Here is an 8,030-nt window from a genome sequence, read left to right as displayed (position 1 = left end):
ACAAAAACCGATATGCGGTAAAAATAATTCAATCTTAGGCTCATTCAAGTGAAAAGCGAGCAACCCAAGTTGAAAGAGAGACGCTGCCCTATCTACCTCCAAAGCAGGGTTCCCATCAAATTGCAACTCGATCATTCAATGTTGGAAAGATCATAAAGATGTCAAATGAACGCTTATTTAAGAAGGAAAGAGAACTCCCCTAGTGAATCGTCGCAATCGAGCGGTTGATAAAGGGAATCGATATGATTTTCAATTTCAGCACGCGTAAGACGCGTGAAATCAATGTTTAGAAGATTCTTTATAGTGTTTTTATCGAATCGATACTTAATAACCTTAGCGGGGATGCCACCAACAATCGAATAAGGAGGAGTGTCTTTTACCACAACCGCTCCGGCAGCAACAACTGTACCACGTCGCAAGGTCACACCGTCTAAAATGGTACAACCAAAGCCAATCCATACATCATCTTCAACAGTGATGCCGCCCTTGCCAACAGCCTCAACTATCGGCCTCTTCAAAGCAACAGCCTTAAAAGGAAATGTTGACAAATGATTTAAATGATGATCGCTTTGGATAACAAATGTAACCCCCTCTGCAATTGAACAGAAGCTACCAATAGACAATCTGGGCCTTTCGGAAGAAGACAGAACATCAATGGGGCCATATGAATAGTTCCCAACTTTAATATTCTGAAATGACCTAGGGATGCGCCTCATGGAGGTGTGATTGTTCAAATTAATTAAGCGCCAATAAATACGCTTTAAAAAATCAAACATTGATATTTCCTTTTATTCAAGTCGCCCCAACGCGCCCCGAAGGACGGTTAATAATTCAAGAAATGCACTTAAGCGAAATGCATAAGAAAGTCCCAAGTAAACTACCGCGCCAACTATGACCTCCAAAAGCAGAAGACAGAATGGCGAAAGCGACATAAGTCCGATAAGAAGCATCGAAGCACCCATTACGAGGGACAAGGATAAAGCAGGAAGGCAATCGGTCGTCTGCGCACGATAGCCGTACCCAATCAAAAGTCTATTTGGATATACGTCGACAAGAACTTCAATGAATGCACAGACAACCCATGAAAATGCAACGGCCTCAATTCCGAACATACAAGAAACAAGAGTAACAATAAGACAAAGCGGTTTCTTAATAAACTCAAGTTTAAGAGCTATATCACTTCTTCCAAGAGCTCTGATAACTTGTAAATTCTGAGATGGCACGATGTCCATCATTCTTGCAACGGCAATTATCTGAATGAACGGAACGCAGTCTATCCATTTATCCGTCAGCAATACCACAACAAGCGGTCGAGCCACAACTATCAACATCGTCATAATTGGGAAGACAGCAAACGAAACGCATTTTAAAATGCGACCGAACGCAATCTTCATCGAATCCATATCATCCGATATTTTTGAAAGTGCAGGAAAAAGCACCGCAGACAAAGTCGAAGAAATGTTAGTACTGAGCAGATCCGGAAAAGATTGTCCTCTAGAATAAAATGCAAGGTCACTCGTGGTATAAACTTTGCCCAATATCAATGTTCTTAAGTTGTTATATATAGTGCCAAATAAATCGCTAGCAAGAATTTTCCACCCATAACTCATGAGATTCTTAGCCGAATCTATGGAAAACAAAAGTCGAGGTTTCCATGGAACAAAGAAAAATAAGACAGCTGTATTGATCAATGAATTAGCCAAGCTTTGAGCAACAAGCGACCAAACCCCGCAACCCAAAATAGCCATAACAATCCCAATGGCACCAGATCCAAGTGAACCAAACAAGGATGCAAAGAAAAATAAACGAAACTGCATATGCCTAGAAACATAAGCACCCTGTATGGAATTAAATGCTCCAATAAAAAGAATCAAAGAACAAACGCGAATAATAGGAGTAAGGCAAGGTTCTTTATAAAAAGAAGCTATGCAGGGTGATATGAAAAACATACCAGCATAGATTATTGAAGAAACGAACATCGCCGCCCAAAAAATTGAGCAGAAGTCCATTTCATCAACTCGCTGAGACTGAATCAAGGAAGTTGAAAACCCACTTGTTACAAACACACTTGTAATTGCAGTAAATACGTTGACGATCGCAATCAAGCCGTATGCACTTGGATCAAGAATTCGAGCGAGAACGATTGAAAGCGCAAAACCAACAAGTTGTGCGAGAATACGTTCGGCGAACTTCCATAACAATCCGCTGACTATAGTGCTTTTTCTAATTTCCGCCATACCACCGCTCACCAAACTAGTTTTTATTTAAGGAAAGTGCGAGTTTTAATTTAAGTAAATACTTATACGCTGAATAATCCACTGAAGTGCACTTCATTTCATGTCTAAAAAAATACTCGACATCATGAGGATTTTCTTTAAAGTAGACATCTCCCTTTGAGCATTTATCACAGTATTCTAGATAGCTTTTTGTGAAATAATGATTTATCTGAATCGGCATTTTCCGTACTGGCGCAAAATTGAACCGATGAGCGCAAGGGTATGCGTAAGGATTAACGGGAGGTCGCGCCGCCCGGCCCTTCTTTGTCCACAGAAGATGATGAAGACAGGCGTTAACAGACTGATTGTCAGCAAGCTCGAAAGCGGTATTCATAAAGCACTTTCCGATATCACAATAACGTTCCCAAGAGCTTACAAAGTCTTCGACAACAAGTCCCCCACTATTGCGATCCATCTGTCCAGAAGAACCGAATAAACGCCAGTAAATCAAAACGCTACCGTACGAAGATTGAAAAGGGCGCAAGAAATCGCCAATTGAGTTAGTATCGACCGGCACAACAAATTCATCGATATCAATAAACCCCAGCCAATTAGTTTCCTCACTAAAGGAAGAAATGCAGTTCCTATATGCCTCCATTTGAGCCTGCTGTTTTGGCCAAGACACAAGTGTGACTATACCAGAATTAATATATGGATCTAAAACAGACTCATAGTCATCCTCGGAGTTATTGTTGTATAGATAAAAATGATCTACGCCAACAATGCGATGAAACTCAATCCACTCTCTGAGATACCTTGCTTCATTTTTAAATATCGCACAAATTGAGACATAGTATTTTTTATTCGTAATAGATACGCGAGTCAAATGATAACGGACACTCCACACGAATGATGAAATGGCACCATATGCCTCGTACGCCCATCTCGCAGGACCAATAGGCTTAGGGCTGTCAAATTCAAAAACTCTATCGTTTACAGTTTTATACATTCAATTTTCCAAACTAGTCTATTCCAGAAATCCAAATACCTTTTTAAATGAAAGACCTATAATCCTTTCATAGATTCGCTTCTTCGAGTAAAAAACCACTACAGTATCTGAAAAACGAGATAGATCATACGAACACGGTTCTTTCAATACTAAAAACTTAAATACCAAAGTCGCTATAAAGCTAAGGTTCGCATCTAAAACACTTAACAGAGTCTCAGAAGAAATATCCCCATCGCGATACAAATCAAGAATGATGGAAGGATATTCAACGGCAAAAGCCTCAAACAGATCATACGATCCCTTTTTGGAATGACCCGATGACAACTCATCAAGATACCTCCTGTTATCAATGAAGTAACTGGAGGAATCTCGTTGAGAAAACAAAATGTCGCAATGGGGGAATAAACGATTAACGCCGGCCGATAAATCAGTCTTAGCATAATGGTCTTTCCAAATACATAGACCGCCCGACCAAGACGATTGATAGCCCAATGTCTTAACAAAACTGTCAAATGAAGAAAGCTCAACTAATTCATTAGTTTCTAATGAACCATTTGCATAGTAAATTACAGGTTTTTCTTCCAAGTTATCATTTGCAAATTGAATAAACTTGGCCAAAGACCCAGGCATCAAAACCATTCTATGGTTAATAAACTTTATTAATGGTGCTGTCGCCCTATCAAAACATTCAATCTGGTTGGCAAACAATACAGCTGAAGTACGTGCATATATGCAGTTAGAGTGCTGAGATACAAACTCATTCATTTTTTGAAAAAACTGGAAATCAGCACCGTTATCGGTCACAACGACCTCATATAGATCTTCAGAAATTCCTTGGCAATAAATACTGTCCAGCACATCAAAAACTTCGTCAATGCCATTAGTGGGGATGCAAAGGGATAGAAGTTTACTCATACAATCCACCTTGCTTCACAGTTTGATTTCTTAAGTATTCGGCCGTGAGCGAAATCCCTTTTTCGAAACTGGTCGAAGCCGGATAACCAAAACAACTTGTAAATCGACTCACGTCCAAATAATTAACTGGAACATCAGATTTACGCCCATCAACATATTTGATACTTAACCTAGTTGACAGAGCATGTTCAATTGACTGAATAATATCAATGATGCTGCGAGGTGAACCCGACCCAAGATTGAAAAGTCGATACTCGCCACTATATAGCTCAAGTTTTCGTAATGAACGAATAACATCATCGATGTATATATAATCTCTTACAATGTCACCATTTCCATAAACAATCGCCTCTTCACCAGTAATAGCCTTATAGATAAAAGTGGTAACAACTCCGAGGTTTCCCGCAGGATCTTGTCCAGGGCCAAACGGATTTGCAAGCCTAACTATGTTGTAATCCAAGCCATATAAATAGTTATATAAATACAACATTTTTTCAATTTGAACCTTTTGGATGCCGTAGGCATTAATCGGCTGTTCACGCATAAGTTCATTAAAAGGCGGAGTCTGGTCTTTCCCGTAAACAGTTCCACCAGATGAAATAAATATAACCTTGGAGACACCCTGGTCTACGCACGCTCTCAAAAAAACATCAGTTGGTCGAACCAAATCGGTCATTTCAGCAGCGATGTCCAAATTTGTACACGAAGGTTTTGAAGTAGCAATGAGATAATAAACAACATCTACGCCCTCTAGAAGCTTCCAAGGACTAGAGAGTTTTAAGAAATCCCCGTTGACAACCGAGATGTTATTTCTATCAGCAAACTCAACCTGCCCTTTTCGAGAAAAAGCAACCACTGTGTTGTCCTGCTCTAACGCCAGAGATCTAACGAGGTTTTTTCCGATAAAGCCAGAGGCACCTAAAACCAAAAATTTCAATTAAGACCTCCAGAGCAAGCTAAAACCAATATGCGTTTAACTATGTTAAAGCGCATAGCAGCAAATAAAACAGGGCAAATGTAAACACATAATTTTATGCAAGACATCTAGCCATTTGCCTATAAACAACCAAACAGAAACAACATTCGCAAAGAAAGCTCCTCGGAAATTTTTTCACGAAGCCGTCCCCGCATAAACGCTTTACGCCATACTGAATGACCGGTAAACACCTTAAGCATCTCAAGTTTGTCATGATCCAAATCTGAACCGTACAAATGGAGAAGCTTATTTAATTGCGCTGTAACGTTATTCAAATATCCCGACTTAAAAAAATAGCTCAACCGATAATTCAAGAGAGAAAAAAATCCCGACCCTGTAGGGCTCACATTGTCACCGGTACGACGATAATCGAGAGAACAATAGTCATCAAAAACAACATCGCCAAGCGCGTAAGCGATTAAAGCAATCCACCAATCATGCCAAGAAACATCTTTACATCCAGAAGATAAATACTTATTGATGAGCGGACGATTAATTACCAACGTGTTACCAGAAACTTTATTTTCAAAAAGACATCTTTCGAAATCGATTCTTCCATTATTCAAATGAGACTTATTAACTCGATTTAGATTTCCATCACAGAAAAAATACTCCGAACAATAAGCAACCGGAAGCCCGCTTCGTTCAACACTTTTGATTTTAGATACCGCTCGACTGATTTTATCGGAAAACCAATGATCGTCTTGATCACAAAAAGCCAGATAGTCACAATCATTCGCCGCAATTTCAGAGATATGGAAAAAAGATTGAACAACCCCCTCGTTCTGACCAAGCACGCACGTCACACGAGGATCGTCTTTGAAACGCGCCAATATAGACGAAGTACCGTCACTTGAACCATCATCTCTAATGTATAAATGTAGATTAGGATAGGTCTGCATTAAAACGGACTCTATTTGTTCTTCTATATGCGGTGCTCCATTATAGGAAGAAAGAACAACGGCGACCTTAGGATTGTGAGACATATTCACCTACCAAGTAAAATGACGGGCAGTATTTCAATAGCTAATAGATTGGTATCTCGTTAGATCGAAATTAAAGCGAGCTACAAACGGCCTTATTATATACAGTCAATGCTAAGAACCTGAATGCAAGGTCTTCAAATATCTGACTGACAGCAATGTATGCCGTCCATTGATTTCCTTTCGTTATAAAAGCACTCAATTACTTGCTTATACTTACAGTTAATTATCAGACATGATTATTCGAGCGTTGCCCGAAACAGGAGAAAACAATGGACCGCCCAAAAATTCAGATTTTAATGGCAGTATTTAATGGAGAATCTTATTTATCTGATCAAATCAAATCTATCCAATCCCAAACTTATTCAAACTGGGAGTTATTGATATCGGATGATGGGTCTACCGATGGATCATTAGATATCATTAAAAACGCGATTGACGAAGATCATCGCATACGGATGGTTTTAGATGCCAAACAATACGGTAGCGCAAAAAAACACTTCATGGCATTGACCGAGATTGCAACATCAGACTACGTTATGTACTGCGATCAGGACGATATTTGGGATAAAGATAAAATTGAAATAACCCTCAACGAAATGCTTCAAGCAGAAAAACATCACCCGCATAAACCGATTTTGGTATCTACCGACTTACGCGTAGTCGACTCTAACCTAGGTTTATTACACCCGTCATTCCTTAGAATGAGTGGCATGAAATCCAGCAAGAGAGATTTCGGCTACTTTCTTTCATCCTGCCTCGTTACGGGATGCACAATGATGATTAATCGTGAACTTAGACGAATTGCCACAAGAAGTGTCAATATTGATAAAATCATTATGCATGATTGGTGGCTATCTCTAATCGCATCCGCTTTTGGGTACGTTTACTATATTCCGAAAGCAACCATTTCCTATAGACAGCATGGCGACAACTCTGTTGGAGCAGAAAAACGGTCGATAATAACTGCATTATTGTCCCTAAAACTCATGCATGACCGTATGATGTTAACGATTGAACAGGCTTCAGAGTTTTATAACTGCTACAACGAACAACTTGTTGGAGAAAATAGACGACAAATTATCTCCTATCTACAACTAAGGGATGCAAACGCGTTTCAAGTTATTCCTTGTCTAACGAAAGCCAATGCTTGGAGAGATGATTGGCTAGGTAATCTTGGAATGATCATTCGATTCATTGTCTAATCTAAAGAAGCAATGGAACCTGCTTGACAAGTAAATTAGGGGGGCATCGCAGACTCCGGTGCCCCCCTAATGTGGCAAATCTAGCTATTCACAACAGACATCACGATACTATTAAGGCTCTCACCATAACCCTCGCCCGGAACAGCCCAACGACCGTTAAGATCAGTGGTCTTTGGAGCGCAGCCGCGAGAAACTAAAGCAAAACGCGGATCAACACAGGGGTTATTCAGGGGTTCAACACAGGCGTACGCTTTCAGATGTTGAACTTGAGCTCTTAGTCCCTCTCGAACGTCAGAAAACGTGTAACCAGGATGCCCGGGGCCAGTTGCTCCAATACCGGCAAAATTGCACTGTTCAGCCTGCACCAAATTACCAAATCTTAGATATCCAGTTTCTTTCATTACCTGAGCATATACAACCTCCGGGCAAACACCCTCCGAAAGCGACTCCTCATAGAGAATTTTTATGAAATCATCGATGGAACAGGCCCCCCTGCTTTCATACACGGTAGCCGGATAGGCATCACGCCCAACGACACTCATATAATGGGCCACAGCGTTTGAATATGATGAAAAGCTGGGCGACATGATATAGCCCTCAAATCCAGCCATGCTTGAACCATTTCGACCTTCTATTTTGCCGAACTTGACGAAGTGAAGGTAATAAGGTTTAAGGCTATTGCTATATGCCCTGCGTAAATCAAGATATCTACTTTTATAGCCATAA

Annotated in this window: 8 protein-coding genes; 1 reads left to right on the top strand and 7 read right to left on the bottom strand. The window is 40.2% G+C overall.

Annotated elements, in window-relative coordinates:
* Nucleotides 1-173: 173 nt before the first annotated feature.
* From ACQRAP_RS08455 to ACQRAP_RS08430, 6 genes are all read right to left on the bottom strand, one after another.
* Nucleotides 174-776, bottom strand: a complete 603-nt coding sequence (locus ACQRAP_RS08455) for a CatB-related O-acetyltransferase (RefSeq protein WP_427795387.1) — start codon at nucleotides 774-776, stop codon at nucleotides 174-176.
* A gap of 12 nt (nucleotides 777-788) precedes the next feature.
* Nucleotides 789-2,237: a lipopolysaccharide biosynthesis protein gene (locus ACQRAP_RS08450; protein ID WP_427795386.1), complete on the bottom strand. Its 1,449-nt coding sequence runs from the start codon at nucleotides 2,235-2,237 to the stop codon at nucleotides 789-791.
* 16 nt (nucleotides 2,238-2,253) lie between these two features.
* Nucleotides 2,254-3,225: a glycosyltransferase family 92 protein gene (locus tag ACQRAP_RS08445; protein WP_427795385.1), complete on the bottom strand. Its 972-nt coding sequence runs from the start codon at nucleotides 3,223-3,225 to the stop codon at nucleotides 2,254-2,256.
* An 18-nt stretch (nucleotides 3,226-3,243) separates the two neighbouring features.
* A complete protein-coding gene (locus ACQRAP_RS08440) occupies nucleotides 3,244-4,140 on the bottom strand; it encodes a glycosyltransferase family 2 protein (protein ID WP_427795384.1) in 897 nt (298 codons plus the stop codon).
* On the bottom strand, nucleotides 4,133-5,077 hold the full coding sequence (locus ACQRAP_RS08435; RefSeq protein ID WP_427795383.1) for an NAD-dependent epimerase/dehydratase family protein: 945 nt from the start codon (nucleotides 5,075-5,077) through the stop codon (nucleotides 4,133-4,135). The genes ACQRAP_RS08440 and ACQRAP_RS08435 overlap by 8 nt, the downstream gene beginning before the upstream one ends.
* A gap of 119 nt (nucleotides 5,078-5,196) precedes the next feature.
* Entirely contained in the window at nucleotides 5,197-6,102 is a 906-nt protein-coding gene (locus tag ACQRAP_RS08430; protein WP_427795382.1) for a glycosyltransferase, read from the bottom strand.
* Nucleotides 6,103-6,371: 269 nt separating this feature from the next.
* Between ACQRAP_RS08430 and ACQRAP_RS08425 the strand changes: the two genes are divergently transcribed.
* The gene (locus ACQRAP_RS08425; RefSeq protein WP_427795381.1) at nucleotides 6,372-7,304 is read left to right on the top strand and encodes a glycosyltransferase family 2 protein; all 933 of its coding nucleotides are present in this window, start codon (nucleotides 6,372-6,374) and stop codon (nucleotides 7,302-7,304) included.
* 80 nt (nucleotides 7,305-7,384) lie between these two features.
* On the opposite strand, the gene ACQRAP_RS08420 is transcribed toward ACQRAP_RS08425, so the two are convergent.
* Nucleotides 7,385-8,030, bottom strand: a 646-nt coding sequence (locus tag ACQRAP_RS08420; protein WP_427795380.1) for a glucosaminidase domain-containing protein, incomplete at its 5' end; no start/stop codon positions are given.

This window comes from Collinsella sp. SGI.180, from assembly GCF_050313455.1.
GTDB lineage: Bacteria > Actinomycetota > Coriobacteriia > Coriobacteriales > Coriobacteriaceae > Collinsella.
Note: the sequence above shows the minus strand (reverse complement) of the source record. Positions and strands in the feature narration are given on the sequence as shown.

Excerpts from the sequence above, each read along its gene's own strand:
- ACQRAP_RS08455 (WP_427795387.1), bottom strand. The coding sequence starts at position 776 with ATGTTTGATTTTTTAAAGCGTATTTATTGGCGCTTAATTAATTTGAAC.
- ACQRAP_RS08450 (WP_427795386.1), bottom strand. The coding sequence starts at position 2,237 with ATGGCGGAAATTAGAAAAAGCACTATAGTCAGCGGATTGTTATGGAAG.
- ACQRAP_RS08445 (WP_427795385.1), bottom strand. The coding sequence starts at position 3,225 with ATGTATAAAACTGTAAACGATAGAGTTTTTGAATTTGACAGCCCTAAG.
- ACQRAP_RS08440 (WP_427795384.1), bottom strand. The coding sequence starts at position 4,140 with ATGAGTAAACTTCTATCCCTTTGCATCCCCACTAATGGCATTGACGAA.
- ACQRAP_RS08430 (WP_427795382.1), bottom strand. The coding sequence starts at position 6,102 with ATGTCTCACAATCCTAAGGTCGCCGTTGTTCTTTCTTCCTATAATGGA.
- ACQRAP_RS08425 (WP_427795381.1), top strand. The coding sequence starts at position 6,372 with ATGGACCGCCCAAAAATTCAGATTTTAATGGCAGTATTTAATGGAGAA.